This is a genomic window from Sedimenticola selenatireducens DSM 17993, assembly GCF_000428045.1.
In the GTDB taxonomy this organism is placed as follows: Bacteria; Pseudomonadota; Gammaproteobacteria; order Chromatiales; family Chromatiaceae; genus Sedimenticola; species Sedimenticola selenatireducens.
In genome coordinates this window covers 184,512-202,773 of record NZ_ATZE01000002.1, presented here as the reverse complement: position 1 = coordinate 202,773, position 18,262 = coordinate 184,512, and the positions used below count along the sequence as shown (strand labels likewise).

Sequence of the window (18,262 nt, the reverse complement as noted above, 5' to 3'; positions counted from 1 at the left end):
GACCGTTGAGCATCGGCCCACAAATCGTGATCCGCCTCTAAATTACTCCCAAACACCCAGCGCAATAAAAACCTTTGTTGATGTGTGTCAATTTTACAGAACACCCGATCCGATAGACTACGCGTCTGCGATGAGGCGTGTAATTTTTCGCTTTGCATCCGTGCTGAAAGGGCTGATACCAAGGAAGCACAGGGAAGCACTGCCATTTCTTGTGGCCATGAGCCGTTAGAAATCACCAGGAACCCGATAGTTAGAGTATTGGTACCGTGCCGAGAGCGGTCCTGGGATGGATGCTTTCTGATGCCAACCATTCCCTTTGTACTGATTTTAAAGCTCCTGGAGCAGTTCCCGCCATGCATAAAGAGCGACGCCACTATACGATTCGCGCCCGCGTCACTGAGTTTCTGCTACCACCCATTGAAGACGGACTGGTACTGGGCCGGCACTCACCAATCGGTCATGTCGCGGTAAGCCGTGCTCTGGGCTTGTTGAGTGTGACACCTTTTGAACATGTACAGGTGGACGATGATGTGATCGGCGATATCCTGGTGCGCAGCGCCATTCTACGCAAGGTCACGGCTCCACAACTACGGGATTTCGTACTGTCCAGTATCAAGCCCTTCATGGGCCCAGAAGAAATCATCCAGCTCAATATCGATGTAGAAATCAGCCTCGAAAAGGAGGTTTGATGACCAATAAAGAACTCGGTATTGTCGACTGCCTATGCCCCAACGTAATTCTGGTCGATGCCTATCAGCGCTACAAGGAAGTAGCGGAACAGACGGATGCCCATGTCTTCGTGGTATTCACGGAACAGGGCGAGTTAATGGGTCTGGTGACAGAACGCCAGGCGGCACTGTTTCCCAATCGAATATTCGCTGACCTTCTACTACGCCGGCAGCCACCACCGGTGGATAACAGTGTCCCGATCCTGTCCACCCTGAACCGCATGGAGCAGGACTCTGTCAATCACCTGATGGTGGTCGATGGTAAGGGTCAGTATGTGGGCATCGTCTCGCGGCTATCGATCATCACCGCACTGGTGGAACGGGAGCGCGACCTGCGCAAAGACCTGGAGCACCTGCTCCTGGACTATCGACGCGAACTGGAAAACCGCCGCATTGCCACCGCCGTATTCGAGGCAACCAGCGAAGGCATCATGGTGACCGATGCCAAGCAACGCATCCAGTTGGTCAACCGCGCCTTCAGTAAAACTACCGGCTGGGCTGTTAAAGAAGCGATCGGCCAAACGCCACATATTCTGCACTCTGGCAAGCATGACGAAGCTTTCTACAAACAGATGTGGGACTGCCTCCAGGAGACCGGCGCCTGGGAAGGGGAGATCTGGAATAGGCGCAAGAGCGGCGACATCTATCCTGAATGGTTGCATATTAATGCCATTCGAAACGACCAGGGTGAGGTACGCTACTACGCCGGAGTATTCTCCGATGCCACACACCATCAGGAGATGCGCGCCCGACTGCATCACCTCGCTTACCATGATGCCCTCACCGGGTTGCCCAACCGTCAGCTGTTTTTGGATCGACTAACCCAGGCTGTGGCCCAGGCACGCCGTGACGGTGACAGCCTGGCCTTGCTGTTCATCGACCTCGACGGATTCAAGGAGGTGAATGACACCCTGGGCCATCTGGTCGGCGACAAGCTGTTGTGCCAGATCGCCAACCTGTTACAGAGTGCCGTCCGTGAAAACGATACCGTAGCCCGACTCGGCGGTGACGAGTTCACCGTAATTACCCAGACCGGCACAGATCAAACCGGTGTCATCACCATTGCAGAAAAATTGCTCTCCACCCTGACTCACCAGTTTAATATCGATGGGCATGAACTGTTTGTCTCCGCCAGCATAGGCATCAGCCGTTTCCCGGAGGATGGGGATTCCCCTGAAGTACTGCTGATGGAGGCGGATAACGCCATGTACCAAGCCAAGGCCATCGGCAGAGGCCGCTACCATTTTTATTCGGCATCCGGACACAACCGGTTCGTCGAGAAGGTACAGATGAGCGCACGTTTGCGCCAGGCCTTGGCGGAAAAAGAGATTACAATTGCCTGGCAACCGCAAGTGGATATGGCAACCGGCAGTGTCGTGGGCATGGAGGCGCTGGCGCGCTGGAGCCCGGACGGGAAGGCGGTTTCACCCGACCTGTTTATCACATTGGCTGAACAGACCGGCCTGATCAACCAGCTGGGCGAACAGGTACTGCAAATCGCAGCGGGCCAGGCCGCGGCAATACTGGCAGAATACCCTCGTGCCGGAACACCATTGAGCTTCGCCATCAATCTCTCGCCGTTTCAGGTAAATTCTGCCGGAAAAGACCGGGATACCGACAACCTCGCTGATACCATCCTGGGGATACTCACACAACATGGACTCCCAACCAACGTGGTGGAGCTGGAACTGACGGAGACCGCCGTCACCAGTCATCGTGAAGGGATAAGCGATATATTTCAGACTCTCGGCGATGCGGGAATCCAGATTGCCGTGGATGATTTCGGCACCGGCTGTTCAAATCTTGCCACCATCAAACAGTTACCGGTACATAAGCTCAAACTGGACCGATCCCTGGTGATGGACCTGTGTGATGATCCGACCGACCGCGAAATCGCCACTGCGGTTATCACGATGGCCCGCGCCCTGAATCTCAAGGTTGTGGCAGAAGGGGTAGAGACCGAGGAGCAGGCCGCTATCCTGCGTACCATGGGGTGTGACATCGCGCAGGGCTACCTCTACAGCCGACCTCTGCCGATGACCGAGTTGCGCAGCTGGCTTGCCAAACAAGCAGATTGACAGACTACTCGCCACACCCACACCCCGCCTCATCGGCTATCTGCCGATGGAGTGCAAGATAGCGCTCATTCACAGACGGTCCAAATAGTGGATCTATCGGAGGCGGTACCGCCGCATCCACATCACGCCAGTCTTGGTCAGACAGCAGTTTTTCGGCTAGCGGGAATATCTCCGACTCCTCCTTTTTCATATGACTGCGGAAGTATGCGATGTAGGTCTCTGCCGGATCCTCAACACTGGTCCTGCTCAACATCGCCCCGGCAACGACAGCCTCGAGATTGCCAAACAACTTCATGCCGCTTTCCCGCAGCACCACATGCTGCTCCATCAGTTCATCCACCACGGACCGCGTACTGGAGTCAACTTTCTTAACCATGTCAAAGACAAGGTCCTCTTTTGGATGATGGAAGAGATCGGGGTAATGTGTCATGTAATAAATAATGTCTTGCATGAGCTCATAGTCTGGCGTTTCATCCTCATGAAAAAGCTTAACCTGCACTTCAAGAAGGTTAAGAAGTCGCGAGAAATTTACGTGGTCTTTGCGCCAAGTATCGATTATGTCTGACATAACTGCTTCCTCCATTCAGGAATAGGCTAAACCTAACTAACTTATCGTAGCACACCCTAAAAATGCCATTCGCACAGGCCACGGCCATAGCCGGAACCGAATCAAAATGGAGGTCTGGACATCAGTCATCAATAACACCTGCATTGTAGATTGTCGGTTGCGATCTACTACACTTTCAGCCTACCAGGCGGAATCATCATAATGCGCTTTCATAGGTGAGGCTGTGCATATCCCGATATGCTGTTGCGGGTCAGGTTGAATCTGACACACTCCCACGAATTATCGATTGGCACAAACGCCTGCCAAGGTGATTAGACAAAGGAGGTTGAGATGAACGCGGATATTGCTGAAGCTAACAGCAAGCAACTCAAAGGCAAGATAGAGGAAGAGATTCATTCGCGCAGGTTGGTATTACGCGGGGTACTTGCTGTAGGTTGCAGCCTGGTATTCCCGGTCGCACTGATCGGGTGTGACTCAAAGGAGGGCGAAAAATCATCCAGCGCCGCTCCGGCGGGCTCTTCCCCGAGCGGCACCAACACGGAATCTGCCGCTCCAGCTACCGAAGTGGTAAAAGCACCACAGCAAGCCGTTCAATATCAGACTGAACCAAGGAACGGACAGAAATGCGATGGGTGTCTGCATTTCATCGCCGGCTCAAATAGCTGCAAGTTGGTGGAAGGCCAGATCAGCCCGGATGGCTGGTGCACCCTGTGGACCAAAAAGAGCTGAGTCCTAGCGGGCTATTCCGGTAGACGTGCATGTAGGATGTGCTGAGCGCAGCGATGCGCATCGTTTCACTCACCGCATCCTGCAGGCTTCCCGCTCGCCATGGGGTGCTGAAACGCACCCACATACTTTGATTTCCAAGCACCTCAGGATTCCAGTGCTTCCCAGCGCCCGTAGGCCGCGTTGAGCGCCGTCTCGGTATCCTGCAGTTGTCGCTGCACCTCGGCCTTCTCTTCCTTGGGTCGTTTATAGAAGGCGGGATCAGCCACGGTCATTTGCAGCTTTTCCAGTTCACCTTCCAGCTGTTCGATCCGCTTTGGCAGGGCATCCAGTTCACGCTGATCCTTGTAGCTCAGTTTTTTCGGTTTGCCGGAGGGCGTTACCGGCTCGCGCCTCCCAGACTCCGGTTTGGCGGATACCGGTTTGGCCGTGTTCTCAACCAGCGGGGCCTTACGTTGACTGAGCCAGTCATCATAGCCACCTACGTACTCGTTGATCCGCCCCTCCCCTTCGAACACCAGGGTGCTGGTCACAACGTTGTTGAGGAAAACCCGGTCATGACTCACCAGCAACAGAGTGCCCTGATAATCCAGCAACAGCTCCTCCAGCAGCTCCAGGGTCTCCACGTCGAGATCGTTGGTGGGTTCGTCCATCACCAGCACGTTGGCACTTTTGCTGAACAACCGCGCCAGCAGCAGTCGGTTGCGTTCCCCACCGGAGAGCGCCTTGACCGGCTGCCGCACCCGATCCGGAGCAAACAGGAAGTCCTGCAGATAGCTGATCACGTGCTTGCTGCTGCCGTTGATCTCCACCTTGTCACTGCCGTCGGCCACGTTGTCCTGCACCGACTTTTCATCATCCAGCTGGGCGCGCAACTGATCGAAATAGGCCACCTCCAGCTTGGTGCCGTGTTTCACCGCGCCGCTGTCCGGCTGTAATTTTCCCAACAGCAGGTTGAGCAGGGTGGTCTTGCCGGCACCGTTGGGGCCGATTACGCCGATGCGGTCGCCGCGCATGATGGTGGTGGTGAAGTCGCGCACAATGGGCACACCATCCCAGGCGTAGCTGATCCCTTCCGCCTCGATCACCAGCTTGCCGGAGCGTTCTGCCTGTTGCAGTGCCATGCTGACATTGCCGGCGCGTTCACGGCGCTGCCGGCGCTCGGCGCGCAGCGCCTGCAGCGCCCGCACCCGGCCTTCATTGCGGGTACGCCGCGCCTTGATCCCCTGGCGGATCCACACCTCCTCCTGGGCCAGCTTCTTGTCGAAGCGGGCGTTGGCCTTCTCCTCGGCGTTCAGCATCTCCGCCTTGCGGCGCTGGAAGTTTTCGTAGTCCCCCGGCCAGTCGGTGAGCTGGCCCCGGTCCAGTTCGATAATGCGGGTAGCCAGTTTGCGCAGGAACATACGGTCATGGGTCACGAACAGCAGGGTGCCTTCGTAATTGAGCAGAAACTCTTCCAGCCAGTCGATGGAGGCAATATCCAGGTGGTTGGTCGGCTCATCCAGCAGCAGCAGATCCGGCGCCTGCACCAGGGCGCGGGCCAATAGCACCCGGCGCTTGAGGCCACCCGACAGCGCGGCAAAGGCGATATCCGGATCCAGGGAGAGCCTGGAGATCACCGTCTCCACCCGCTGCTCCGACTGCCAGCCATCCACCGCCTCCAGCTCATGCTGCACCCGGGAGAGCTGATCCAGCAGTTTGTCACTGCTCTCGCTGGCCAGCCGATGGCTGATCTGGTGAAAGCGGCGCACCAGATCACCCAGTTCACCCAGGCCGGTGGCCACCACGTCGAACACCGTCCCCTCGATGCCGGCGGGTACCTCCTGGGTCAGGCGGGTGATCACCGCCCCCTGTTGAACGGAAAACTCTCCGTCATCCGCCTGCAGTTCTCCGGCGATCAGCTTCATCAGGGTCGATTTTCCGGCGCCGTTGCGTCCCAGCAGACAGATCCGTTCGCCCCGTTCAATTGCCAGGTCCAGATTATCCAGCAGGGCCGGGCCGCCAAAGCCCAGTTGTATCTTGCGCAGATTGATCAGCGCCATTGCTCACCCGTTACACCGTTATCCAAAGGGACGCCGATTGTACCCCAGCCGGCGATGCAGGATAACGGCGATCTTTGTTATGAGATGCTCATGTGACTTGCCATACAGGCTGCGCAACAACAGATTTTAATTGCACCTGATACTGTCATTGCGGGCTGTTTGGCCGGATTGGGGGCTAAAGCGGTGGCATAAGACATGCCTAATATGTGAAGATTGCACCAGCGGTCCGCTTAGGGCCATCCGTTTCGAACCCTCCGATCCAACAAAGAATTGGGAGTAGCCTTGAGATGAAGACCAAGATTCTACTAAAAGAATCAGAGATGCCCACCCACTGGTATAACGTGGTTGCCGACATGCCCAATCCGCCCACCCCCCCGCTGGGTCCGGATGGTAATCCGGTGGGCCCAGATGCGCTGGCCGCCATCTTTCCCGAGGAGATCATAAAGCAGGAGGTAAGCGCCGAGCGCTGGATCAAGATCCCGGAAGAGGTGCGCGAGGTACTGCGTCTGTGGCGCCCCTCCCCGCTCTACCGGGCTCATCGACTGGAGAAGATGCTAAATACTCCGGCCAAGATCTTCTACAAGAATGAATCCGTCAGCCCGGCCGGCTCCCACAAACCGAATACCGCGGTGGCCCAGGCCTTCTACAATCAGCAGGCCGGTATCAAGAAACTGACCACCGAGACCGGTGCCGGACAATGGGGCTGCTCACTGGCGCTGGCCGGTCAGATGTTCGGCCTGGAGGTCGAGGTGTTCATGGTTAAGGTGAGCTATGGCCAGAAACCCTACCGCCGCACCATGATGCGCACCTGGGGCGCCCAGGTGCACGCCAGCCCGACCGACCTGACGGAGTCCGGCCGCTCCATCCTGGCGAAGGACCCGAACAGTGAAGGCTCCCTGGGTATCGCGATTTCTGAAGCCGTGGAGATCGCGGCCAACCGGCCGGACACCAACTATGCCCTGGGTTCGGTACTGAACCACGTACTGCTGCACCAGACCATTATTGGCGAAGAGGCCAAGAAGCAGCTGGCCATGGTGGGTGAATATCCCGACATGGTGTTCGCCCCCTGCGGCGGCGGCTCCAACTTTGGCGGCATCGCCTTCCCGTTCTTCGCCGACAAGGCAGCCGGCAAGCAGGTGGAACTGGTGGCGGTGGAGCCAACCTCCTGCCCGACCCTGACCAAGGGCACCTACGCCTATGACTTCGGTGACGCCATTGGCCTGACGCCGTTGATGAAGATGTATACCCTGGGGCACGACTTCATGCCACCCGGCATCCACGCTGGCGGTCTGCGCTACCACGGCGATTCGGCACTGATCAGTCAGCTCTACAACGAGGGCCTGCTGGGTGCGATGGCCGTGCCGCAGATCGAAACGTTCGAGGCGGGTGTGCTTTTTGCAAAGAGTGAAGGCATTGTGCCGGCGCCGGAATCGACCCATGCCATCGCCGCAGCGATCCGTGAGGCACGCCATTGCTCCGAAACCGGCGAGGCCAAGACGCTGCTGTTCAACCTCTCCGGCCATGGTCACTTTGACATGACCTCCTACGACCGCTTCTTTGCCGGCGAACTGGAGGACTATGAGTACCCCGAAGAGGCGATCAGGGAGTCGCTCAAACATCTACCACAGGTAGGCTGATAGAAACCCGCCTAAACCAATCCAAGGGGTCGGAGTCAAACGAATGAACAGCTCAGGTATGGACTCAATACCTGGACTTGATTTGACGCCGACCCCGGTACGATTGCGGGCATTCACGAACAGCTAGAGAACCATTGATGAAAAATTGGCAGGACAGACAATTTTCACGGCCAAAGGCCACCCGTCAGGGTACGGCACAGGGATGTGTCGCATGAAAAATTGGCAGGACAGACAATTTTCACGGCCAAAGGCCGCCCGTCGGGGTGCGGCACACGACTGCATGGATGCAGGAGGTAGAGCAACGCAGGGAGCGGTTGCCGAGGGATGTGTCGCATGAAAAACCTCTCCGATAAAGAAGCCTGGGAAGGCGTTGCCGACTGCATCAGCTGCACGCTGCGTAATTCGGTGCTGTTTGCCGGGCTGGAAGAGGAGGACTTCGATAAAATTCATCAGCCGATTGATCTCTACACCCTGCCCGCCGGCTCCACCCTGTATCGCGCCGGCGACAAGGCCGACCGTCTCTACACCATCCGCAGCGGCGTGCTGAAGCTGATCCAGTATCTGCCTGACGGGACACAACGCATTGTCAGACTGATCCGTTCCACCGATGTCACCGGGCTGGAGGCGCTGCTGGGCCAGCCCTACAAGCATGATGCGGTGGTGCTGCATCCGACCCAGGCGTGCAGCCTGCCGGTCAGCGTGGTGCAGGCGCTCTCCAAGACCAACCCGAAGCTGCACCAGGAGTTGTTGACCCGCTGGCAACGGGCACTGGAAGAGGCCGACGCCTGGCTCACCGAACTCTCCACCGGTTCCGCCAAACAGCGGGTTGCCCGGCTGCTGCTGCGCCTGGTGCGTAATCAGGAATCCAGTGAGTGCGAACTGTTCCCCCGGGAGGACATGGGGGCCATGCTCGGTATCACCACCGAAACCACCAGCCGGACCATCGCCGAATTCAAGCGCCAGAGCCTGCTGATCGAAACCGAACCGAACAAATATCTGCTGGACATCCGCAATCTCGAATTTATTGCCGACAACTGACAAACAATCCCATGGCATTGAGATTTTTCAATGCATCGCCGTTCCGGAGCCCTTAGTCTCTGTGTGAATTACTTGAATTAATGGCATTCACACAGCACTCTTCAGGAGCCAGCCATGCAGCAGTCCTTCACGCGAGAGTCATATTCCCTGTTCTCGCTGGAGATTGGCAAATCAGAGACCACTTTTAACAGCGTGTCCCAGATCCTCGACCACCTTAAAAGCTGTATCGAGGCCGACCCAGCGGCAACTTTTATCGCCACTTTTGATCATCACACCCATACCAGCACCCTGCCGAATGGTCAGATCCATGAAGAAATCGAGGCCGCCAGCAATATTATTTTCTGTTTCGGCTTTACCCTGCCAACACCCCAGGCGATGGCCCTGCGCCCCCGATCTATCGGGGTGGTTGAACTGCCGGAAAGCTTCTATATCACCTTCATGGAAGCACCGATGCCTGTCGCCAACACGGCCATGGAGAGCTGGGCTCGCGCGATCCAAAACCGGGAGACAACTGGCGCCGAGGCTTGACAAGCGCACCCCGGGATGGGGTAATCCTGCGACGTTTCAACAGGATCCGCTTTCTTCCCGATGAACAGACATCAAAGGCTCTATGCCATACTCCTTAGCCTGCTGCTCAGCGGCTGCGCCAGTACCGCCCGTTTCCCGGACAATCCGCCCCTGATTGCGGCTAAACCGGCGATCACGCCCTACAGCCCGGACTCCACGACTCTCCTGATGACGCTATCCGGTGGCGGCAGCCGGGCCTCCGCCTTCGCCTATGGGGTGATGGAAGCCCTTTACCAGACCCCACTCACCACCCGGCCCGAGGCGCCCTCGCTGCTGGACAAGGTGGATATGATCTCGGCGGTATCCGGTGGCAGTATCATCGCGGCCTATTACGGTCTGTACGGTGAACAGATGTTTGAGACTTTCCGCGAAAAATTTCTCGAGCGGGATGTTCGGAATGAAATACGTCAACGCATGCTGTCACTGGACAACCTGTCACGACTCTCATCGACCACTTTTGGTTCAGGCGACATACTGGACGAGTATTTCCGGGAGACGCTGTTCGGCGACCGGCCACTGAGCGAACTGTTCGATGAGCAAGGTCCGGTTGTGATCATTAACGCCACCGACTTGTTCAAAGGCAGCCGGTTTGGATTTACCCCGGAACTGTTCTCTCTGATCTGCTCCGACAGTGAGCATTTCCCGGTCGCCAGGGCAGTAGCCGCTTCCAGCTCGGTACCGTTGATCTTCACCCCGATTACCCTGAACAACCGGGCCGGCAGCTGTGGCTATCCCACCCCGGAGTGGATAGGCCGCGGCCTGACCGAAAAGCACCAGAAACCGAGACTTTATCGCCTGGCCAGGACCTGGAGTCGCTACCTGGATCAACCAGAGCATCCCTATATCCATCTGCTGGATGGCGGTCTTGCCGACAATCTGGGACTGCGCGCGATGATGGACCAGATCATTATCCATGATGGCCTGGATGACAGCATCAGGAAAAATGTAACGGGGAATACAAAGCGTATCGTACTGATCGAGATCGATGCGGCGGCCCGCCTGCCCATCGAATGGGAGAAGAAGCCGGATCACCCCCCCCAGGGGGTGATTCTGGATGCAGCCACCACCACGCCTCTCAGCAACTACAATTTCGAAACCAAGGCCTATCTGCACAGCCAGATGGGGCCCTGGCTGCAACAGAACAGTGCAGTCCCTTGCCAGGAAAAAATCAACTGTCCGCCGGACCTCTACATCATCGAAATCAATCTGGAAGATAGTCCTGCGCAGATCAATGGCCAGCCTCTCTCCACCATTCCCACAGACTTTACCCTGCCGGAGCAGGCCGCTGAACAATTGATTGACGCCGGCCAGCAGTTGCTGCGCAACCACCCGGAATTCAAGCGTCTGCTGCACGACCTGTATGCGGAGATGGCCGGTTTTCGCTGACGGCCTCGTTCAATGATCCGTGGAGGGACAACAATCAGGAAGACAGCGCGGCGGGGGCACAGCTCCTGCGGCAAACTGACCAGCCGAAGTGAACTCGGCCTGTAGGAGGCCCGCCCCCGGGCCGATTGAACGGAGCACAGAGGCCGAATCGATCATTGCAGTGGGGGTGCCGCTCCTGCAGCAAACTGACCAGCCGAAGTGAGCTCGGCCTGTAGGAGGCCCGCCCCCGGGCCGATTGAACGGAGTACAGTGGCCGAATCGATCATTGCAGTGGGGTGCCGCCCCTACCGGTGAACCGGTAGCGGGGATAGTAATAATTGGCACTAGCCGCCTGACGACTCTCTGCCGTAATGGCGCTCCACGTAGCGTGCCACCAATTGCTGGAACTCCTCGGCGATATGTTCCCCTTTCAGGGTCACGGTCTTTTCACCATCTTCATACACCGGAGCCACCGGCACCTCGCCACTGCCGGGCAGGCTGATACCAATATTGGCATGCTTGCTCTCACCGGGACCGTTGACCACACAGCCCATTACCGCCACGCTCATCTCCTCAACCCCGGGGAATTTCTGACGCCACTGCGGCATTTGCTCGCGCAGATATTGCTGAATCTCCTGGGCCAACTGCTGGAAGAATACACTGCTGGTACGACCGCAACCGGGACAGGCGATCACCATCGGGGTAAACGAGCGCAACCCCATGGATTGCAGGATCTCCTGGGCCACCTGTACCTCCTGGGTACGCGCACCGCCGGGTTCCGGGGTCAGGGAGATCCGTATGGTGTCACCGATGCCCTCCTGCAGCAGTACCGCCAGGGCCGCAGTGGAGGCGACGATCCCCTTGGAACCCATACCCGCCTCGGTCAGACCGAGATGGAGTGCGTAGTCACAACGGCTGGAGAGTTCCCGATAAACGCCGATCAGATCCTGCACCCCGCTCATTTTGCAGGAGAGGACAATCCGGTTTCGGGCCAGGCCCAGCTCCTCGGCCCGGCGGGCGTTATCCAGGGCGGAAACCACCATGATCTCCCGTATCACCCGGTCGTTATCCAGCGGCTCGGCGGCCCGGGCATTCTCATCCATCATCCGCACCACCAGCTCCGGGTCCATACTGCCCCAGTTCACGCCGATGCGGACCGCCTTGTCATAGCGACAGGCCAGCTCAATCATGGAGGCGAACTTCTCATCCCGGTTGGCGCCTCGCCCCACATTGCCCGGATTGATCCGGTACTTGGCCAGGGCCTGGGCACATGCCGGGTACTTCTGTAGCAGTTTGTGGCCGTTGAAATGAAAATCACCCACCAGAGGTACCGGCACCCCCAGCTTATCCAGTCCATCACGGATTGAGGCGACCGCGCCTGCCGCCTCGTCGGTGTTCACCGTAATACGTACCAGCTCGGAACCGGCCCGATGCAACTCGGCCACCTGCCGGATGGTCGCGGCAATATCCGCCGTGTCGGTATTGGTCATCGACTGAATGACCACCGGGGCATTGCCACCGACAATCACACCGCCGACGCGGACCCCCACGGTAGCAGCACGTTTTACTGTCATCTTGGACATTACTTAAAGAAACCTGATGGCGATGCCTCTGCCAGGCTCAATCCTTACCACGACGGCACGCTGCGGCAAGGGATCTTCAATATCCATGGCCGTCACCTCAACTTCCGAATCGAGGGCCGGCAACTGCTCATCCTTAATGATCAGAAACAGACCACCGTGTGACAGGTCCTTGGTATAGACTTCACGCTCCTTGCCCTCTGCGTCGACCAGTTTCACCTGGGAACGCAGGGCAAAGCGGGTATATTCACGATTGTCTGGTTGCATGCTCTGTTCAGGAGTTGCGCCGGCGGGCCGCTACGCGCAACCGCAAGGCATTGAGTTTAATAAAACCACCGGCATCCTTCTGGTCATAGGCACCGGCATCATCTTCAAAGGTGGCAATCGATTCATCAAACAGGCTATGGGTTTCGGACTTGCGCCCCACCACCATGATGCCGCCCTTGTAGAGCTTCAGACGGACCACACCGTTGACCACATCCTGGGTCTGGTCAATCGCCGCCTGGAGCATTTCACGCTCCGGACTCCACCAGTAGCCGTTGTAGACCAATTCAGCATACTTGGGCATCAACTCATCCTTCAGATGGGCCGATTCACGATCCAGGGTCAGCGACTCGATGGCCCGGTGCGCCTTGAGCAGAATGGTGCCGCCCGGGGTTTCGTAACAACCGCGGGACTTCATGCCGACATAGCGGTTCTCCACAATGTCATCGCGGCCGATGCCGTTGGCGCCACCAATCCTGTTCAATTCGGTCATCACGGTGGCGGGGCTCATGACCACCCCGTCGATGGCGGTCACGTCGCCCTTCTCGAAGGTGAGTTCGATGTAGGTGGGTTTATCCGGTGCCGCTTCGGGCGATACGCTCCAGCGCCACATCTCCTCGGACGGTTCACACCAGGGATCTTCCAGATCATAGCCTTCATAGGAGATGTGCAGCAGGTTGGCGTCCATGGAGTAGGGGGATTTGCCCTTGCGTTTCATCTCTACGGGAATGCCGTGCTCCTCGGCGTACTTCATCAGCTTCTCGCGGGAGAGCAGATCCCACTCGCGCCAGGGGGCGATAATCTTCACATCCGGCATAAGGGCGTAGGCGCCGAGTTCAAATCGTACCTGATCGTTGCCCTTGCCGGTGGCGCCGTGAGAGATGGCGTCGGCGCCGGTCTCTTTGGCGATCTCGATCAAGCGCTTGGTGATCAGCGGCCGGGCGATAGAGGTACCCAGCAGGTACTCCCCTTCGTAGATGGCGTTGGCGCGGAACATGGGAAAGACAAAATCGCGGGCGAACTCTTCGGTCAGGTCGTCAATATAGATCTCCTTGACCCCGGCCGCCTGCGCCTTGGCGCGGGCCGGTTCCACCTCTTCCCCCTGACCGATGTCGGCGGTAAAAGTCACCACTTCACACCCGTACTCCTCCTGAAGCCATTTAAGGATGATCGAGGTATCCAGACCACCCGAATATGCGAGTACGACTTTTTTAACGCCAGACGCTGACATGGGGAAACTCCGTAAATTGCTGCCGACCATACGGCAATACAGTCAAGAAAGCGTTGCATTATAACCCAGTTACCCGGCCTTTTTACCACCGGTTAATCCGGGTTGCGCTGCCTTCAGCGCCCCTGGGAGCGCCAGCGCCGCACAATTGCTTCGACATCCACCGTGCCCGGCCCGTCGCGCCACATATTGAAGAAGTCGATGTCGTTGCTGTTCGGCGCCGGGTCCGGCACATGGAACTGGAAACGGGTCGGCAGCGGTACCGCCTCCCCCAGCGCCATCGCTTCGCCCCGCCCCAGGGCGGCAAGTATATTCACCAGATTGGATTCCGCATCCGGCACCAGGTCGCGGATGTATTGTTGATCCTCCGGATTGGTTACCCGCAGGCAGATAAAGCTGCTGCACTGGGCCAACACGGTTTCCGACAATTCATGCGGCCGCTGGCTCACCACCGCCAGACCCACACCATATTTTCGACCCTCCTTGGCGATACGCTCCATGGAGCGACGGGTACCCTCGAACTGGGTACCCGCCTCGCGGGGGATATAGTTATGCGCCTCTTCACAGGCCAGCAGGATGGGGAATTCCCGGGACTGGGGGTTCCAGTAGTTGAACTCAAAGGCAAGACGACCGATCTGCGCCGATACCGTGGGTCGCACATCAAACGGCACCGAACTGAAGTCGATCACCGTGATCTGCCGTTGCGGCTCAACCAGGCCGACAAACTCCCGCAGCAGGTCCACCAGGGTATCGGATGACTTGCGCCGTTTCGGCTTGAACAGGAAGTCGTAACGCACATCGTTGAAGCGGCTTTGCAGTTTGATCAGGAACTCATCGAACTGACCATAGAGCGCCCCCTTCACCTTGCCGAAATCCATTACCTGCTCATTGGCCCGCTTGAACTGATGGAACAGCTCGGCCAGGGAGAAGTAGACCGGCGAATCGATCGAGATATGGGCATCCTCCAGATCGGTGTTGGCCTTGCGGCGCAGCATCAACAGCGCCTCGCGCAGGAAGGCCATCTGGGTGGATGCCCTGGCATCGTCCCGGTCAATCAGCAAGTCCACCAGCTCGCCATAGGTGAGGAGCCAGTAGGGTATCTCCAGCTTACGCGCATCGAGATAGCGGTAAGTGCCTTCCCGGAAGGCGGAGTGTCGCTGATCACCGTCCTCCCAGACATATTCACCATGCAGATCCAGCAGGATCACCTTGGCCTTCGGCATCGTCTGAACGGTACGCTGCAACATGCTGGCAACCGACCAGGACTTGCCGGCGCCGGACTGGCCGAGGATCGCCATGTGACGACCGAACAGGGCCGTGGGGTCCAGGCAGACCCCCATGGAGGGCATGGTCGGCAGATAGCCCAGCTCAAAACCGGTGGATTGAAATTTCTTGAACAGAATCGCGATCTCATCCGGCCGGACCACATGCACTTCCGCACCGGGGGTCGGATAATGAATCACGCCGCGGTGGAAGCTTCTGTTCGCATCCAGCTCACCGAGCGGGACCAGGGTTATCACGCCCCGTGTACCACCCGAATCCAGGTGTTCCTGGCCGGCGCTGATCACCATGGTCACTACTTCCATGCCCCGCTGCTTGATCATCAGATAGGCGCCCAACTGCCCAACGGCCACTTCACCGGAGTCGGTGGAAACGACCGGAAACCCATCGCCCTCCAGGGTGGTCAGTTCGGCGATCATTATATTTTCGCGTATTTCGGTAACCTTACCGATACAGGTCTCTGTATTTGCCATAGTGACGGGATCCATTCCTGGTTAGCTACTTTTATTGATTTTTCAGGGAGATTGCGGGTTAAAGAATACCGCACATTGCGCCGGTATGTTGTGAATTATTTAACTGCCAACCGGCTGATATTGGCAGGTTTGAGCGGACAGAGAGGAAAAAAAGACGGATCAGAACTTATCCAGGAACTCACCCAGCAGGGCAGAAAACGCCTGGGGCTGCTCGGCATAGACCCAGTGCCCCGCCTGCGGGATGGCGCGCACACGGGCATGGGGAAACAGCCGCCGGATAACCGGTTTCGCCTCCGGCTGCAGATAGTCCGACTGGCCACCATGGATGAACAGCGTGGGCCCGGTATAGGCAAGCTGGTTGTGCACGGAAAAGCCGACAATCTCCGACATGCCACGGGTGAGGGCGGGGAGATTCATGCGCCACTCCCAGGCACCGCCCACCCGATGAAGATTTTGCAGCAGAAACTGGCGCAGAGCTTCCTCATCCAGGTATCCGGCCAGAATCGCATCGGCTTCCGCCCGACTGCCGATGTGCGCCTGATCAACGGCATGCAGGGCCTCATAGATCTCACCGAAGCGGTTCGGGTAAGCGACCGGCGCAATATCCACCACCACCAGCCCCGCCACCAGTTCGGATTGCTCCAGCGCCAGCCACATGGCGGCCTTTCCGCCCATGCTGTGCCCGATCAGCAGAGCCGACTCCAGACCCTGTTCGTCAATCAGTTGTGTCAGGTCCCTGGCCAGGGCGGCATAGCTGACATCGTCGTCATGAGGGGAGCGACCATGATTGCGCAGGTCGGGCACCAGGATATGGAATGTATCGGCAAGTCCCCGGGCCAGGGAGTGCCAGTTGGCGGAGGAGCCCAGCAGGCCGTGCAGAAAGATCAGCGTCGGATGTTGATCGCTATAGCTGCCGTATTCCCGATAGTGGAGTCGCATCGCCTGGACAGGTCCTGTATTTAAAGTATCGGCGCAGGGTTGCGGGTGAGTGAATCCCGCAACACGCTGCGCCGAAAGGGCTAACCCGGTTTACTTCTTTTTCGGCGGCATCAGGTCGGTAATGGAGCCTTCCGCCATCTCTGCCGAGAAGCAGATGGTCTCACTCAGGGTCGGGTGCGGATGAATGGTCAGACCGATATCCTCGGCATCCGCGCCCATCTCCAGCGCCAGCACCGTCTCGCCGATCAGCTCTCCGGCATTCACGCCTACGATACCGGCGCCGAGGATGCGTCTGGTTTTGGGATCAAACAGCAACTTGGTCAACCCCTCTTCACGACCGATACCCAAGGCGCGGCCCGAGGCAGCCCACGGGAAGGCGGCCTTCTCATAGGCGATGCCCTGCGCCTTGGCTTCGGTCTCGGTCAGACCCATCCAGGCGACCTCCGGATTGGTGTAGGCCACCGAGGGGATAGCCAGGGGATCAAACAGGGCATGATGACCGGCAATCACTTCCGCGGCGACCTTTGCCTCGTGGGTCGCCTTGTGCGCCAACATCGGATTGCCCACCACATCGCCGATGGCGTAGATGTTGGACACATTGGTACGCATGTGCTGGTCTACCGCGATGAAGCCACGCTCATCCACTTTGACCCCGGCCAGATCCGCGCCAATCAGTTTGCCGTTGGGGACTCGGCCGACCGCCACCAGCACCTTATCGTAAACCAGCGCTTTTTCAGGGGCGTTCTTGCCTTCGAAGCTGACCTTCAGGCCGCCCTTCTGCGCCTTGATCTCGGTAACCTTGGTGTCCAGCATGATGCTGTTGAACTGATCCTTGAGGCGCTTTTGCAGCGGCCGGACCAGGTCGGTATCACAGCCGGGGATCAGGCTGGATTGCAGTTCGACCACATCTATCTGACTGCCCAGTGTGGCATATACCGTACCCATCTCCAGGCCGATAATACCACCGCCCACCACCAGCATCTTCTTGGGAATATCCTCCAGTTCCAGGGCGCCGGTGGAGTTGATCAGCCGGGGGTCATCATTGGGGAAACCGGGTATGGCTACCGGCCGGGAACCGCAGGCGATGATGGCATTGTCGAAACCGATGGTGACCTTGCCTTTTTCCGTATCGACGCTGATCCGGTTCGGGCTGTCGAATTGCCCCCAGCCATTGACCACCTCGACCTTGCGTTGCTTGGCCAATGCCGCCAGTCCCTGGGTCAGGCGACTCACCACCTTTTCCTTACCGGCGCGCATCTTATCCAGGTCAATTTTCGGTTTGCCGAAGCTGATACCCATGTGCTCTATCTCGGCGGCCTCGTTGATGACTGCTGCCGAGTGCAAAAGCGCCTTGGAAGGAATACAGCCGACATTCAGGCAGACTCCGCCCAGGTTTGAGTGCTTCTCGATGAGAACCACTTTTTTACCCAGGTCGGCGGCACGAAAGGCGGCAGTATAGCCACCCGGACCCGCACCGAGTACCACCACTTCTGCCTGGATATCTACCGCGCCCTGGGCGCTATTGGAGCCGGAATCGTTTTTCATCTCTTCTGCTTCACCCTATGCAAATTCAATAATTCAGGATAGACCATCACCCATCCGCCCCGCCCCGGAAAATCCTCCACTACAGACCCCAGACCCGGCATTCGGGCTATCCGCTGCTTATCCGGCCCGGCAGTTTTTCTAAAAAAGCCCTGAAAAAAACAAAAAGCCGAAAATAAATAAAAAAATAATTGGACAAACGTACT

At 57.9% G+C, this 18,262-nt stretch carries 15 protein-coding genes; 7 read left to right on the top strand and 8 right to left on the bottom strand.

All coding sequences use genetic code 11. The features are described 5' to 3' along the window. The first annotated feature begins 353 nt into the window (after positions 1-353). Entirely contained in the window at positions 354-689 is a 336-nt protein-coding gene (locus A3GO_RS0102695; RefSeq protein ID WP_029132096.1) for a hypothetical protein, read from the top strand. Next, the gene (locus tag A3GO_RS22235) at positions 689-2,806 is read left to right on the top strand and encodes a putative bifunctional diguanylate cyclase/phosphodiesterase (protein ID WP_037374576.1); all 2,118 of its coding nucleotides are present in this window, start codon (positions 689-691) and stop codon (positions 2,804-2,806) included. Before A3GO_RS0102695 ends, A3GO_RS22235 begins: the two co-directional genes overlap by 1 nt. Positions 2,807-2,810: 4 nt before the next feature. On the opposite strand, the gene A3GO_RS0102685 is transcribed toward A3GO_RS22235, so the two are convergent. Continuing rightward, on the bottom strand, positions 2,811-3,374 hold the full coding sequence (locus A3GO_RS0102685; RefSeq protein ID WP_029132095.1) for a hemerythrin domain-containing protein: 564 nt from the start codon (positions 3,372-3,374) through the stop codon (positions 2,811-2,813). A gap of 330 nt (positions 3,375-3,704) precedes the next feature. Between A3GO_RS0102685 and A3GO_RS0102680 the strand changes: the two genes are divergently transcribed. Then, the gene (locus A3GO_RS0102680; RefSeq protein ID WP_051301767.1) at positions 3,705-4,103 is read left to right on the top strand and encodes a hypothetical protein; all 399 of its coding nucleotides are present in this window, start codon (positions 3,705-3,707) and stop codon (positions 4,101-4,103) included. Positions 4,104-4,246: 143 nt separating this feature from the next. On the opposite strand, the gene uup is transcribed toward A3GO_RS0102680, so the two are convergent. Beyond that, entirely contained in the window at positions 4,247-6,142 is a 1,896-nt protein-coding gene (gene uup / locus A3GO_RS0102675; RefSeq protein ID WP_029132093.1) for an ATP-binding cassette ATPase Uup, read from the bottom strand. Between the two features lie 287 nt (positions 6,143-6,429). Between uup and A3GO_RS0102670 the strand changes: the two genes are divergently transcribed. The 4 genes from A3GO_RS0102670 (at position 6,430) to A3GO_RS22230 (ending at position 10,770) form a co-directional block, all read left to right on the top strand. After that, on the top strand, positions 6,430-7,779 hold the full coding sequence (locus tag A3GO_RS0102670; RefSeq protein WP_029132092.1) for a TrpB-like pyridoxal phosphate-dependent enzyme: 1,350 nt from the start codon (positions 6,430-6,432) through the stop codon (positions 7,777-7,779). A gap of 333 nt (positions 7,780-8,112) precedes the next feature. Further along, positions 8,113-8,817, top strand: coding sequence for a Crp/Fnr family transcriptional regulator (locus tag A3GO_RS0102665; RefSeq protein ID WP_037374609.1), 705 nt, complete (start codon positions 8,113-8,115; stop codon positions 8,815-8,817). A 114-nt stretch (positions 8,818-8,931) separates the two neighbouring features. Then, entirely contained in the window at positions 8,932-9,345 is a 414-nt protein-coding gene (locus A3GO_RS0102660) for a DUF6858 family protein (protein WP_029132090.1), read from the top strand. 60 nt (positions 9,346-9,405) lie between these two features. Beyond that, complete coding sequence (locus A3GO_RS22230) at positions 9,406-10,770, top strand: patatin-like phospholipase family protein (RefSeq protein ID WP_051301766.1); 1,365 nt, start codon at positions 9,406-9,408, stop codon at positions 10,768-10,770. 323 nt (positions 10,771-11,093) lie between these two features. Here A3GO_RS22230 and ispG read toward each other — a convergent pair whose 3' ends face one another. From ispG to lpdA, 6 genes are all read right to left on the bottom strand, one after another. After that, on the bottom strand, positions 11,094-12,332 hold the full coding sequence (gene ispG, locus A3GO_RS0102650; protein ID WP_029132089.1) for a flavodoxin-dependent (E)-4-hydroxy-3-methylbut-2-enyl-diphosphate synthase: 1,239 nt from the start codon (positions 12,330-12,332) through the stop codon (positions 11,094-11,096). 3 nt (positions 12,333-12,335) lie between these two features. After that, the gene (locus A3GO_RS0102645) at positions 12,336-12,596 is read right to left on the bottom strand and encodes a PilZ domain-containing protein (protein ID WP_029132088.1); all 261 of its coding nucleotides are present in this window, start codon (positions 12,594-12,596) and stop codon (positions 12,336-12,338) included. Between the two features lie 7 nt (positions 12,597-12,603). Next, complete coding sequence (locus tag A3GO_RS0102640) at positions 12,604-13,824, bottom strand: argininosuccinate synthase (protein WP_029132087.1); 1,221 nt, start codon at positions 13,822-13,824, stop codon at positions 12,604-12,606. A 113-nt stretch (positions 13,825-13,937) separates the two neighbouring features. Next, on the bottom strand, positions 13,938-15,575 hold the full coding sequence (locus A3GO_RS0102635) for an ATP-binding protein (RefSeq protein WP_029132086.1): 1,638 nt from the start codon (positions 15,573-15,575) through the stop codon (positions 13,938-13,940). Between the two features lie 159 nt (positions 15,576-15,734). Beyond that, the gene (locus tag A3GO_RS0102630; RefSeq protein ID WP_029132085.1) at positions 15,735-16,514 is read right to left on the bottom strand and encodes an alpha/beta fold hydrolase; all 780 of its coding nucleotides are present in this window, start codon (positions 16,512-16,514) and stop codon (positions 15,735-15,737) included. A 90-nt stretch (positions 16,515-16,604) separates the two neighbouring features. Continuing rightward, positions 16,605-18,059: a dihydrolipoyl dehydrogenase gene (gene lpdA / locus A3GO_RS0102625; protein WP_051301765.1), complete on the bottom strand. Its 1,455-nt coding sequence runs from the start codon at positions 18,057-18,059 to the stop codon at positions 16,605-16,607. Between the last annotated feature and the right edge of the window lie 203 nt (positions 18,060-18,262).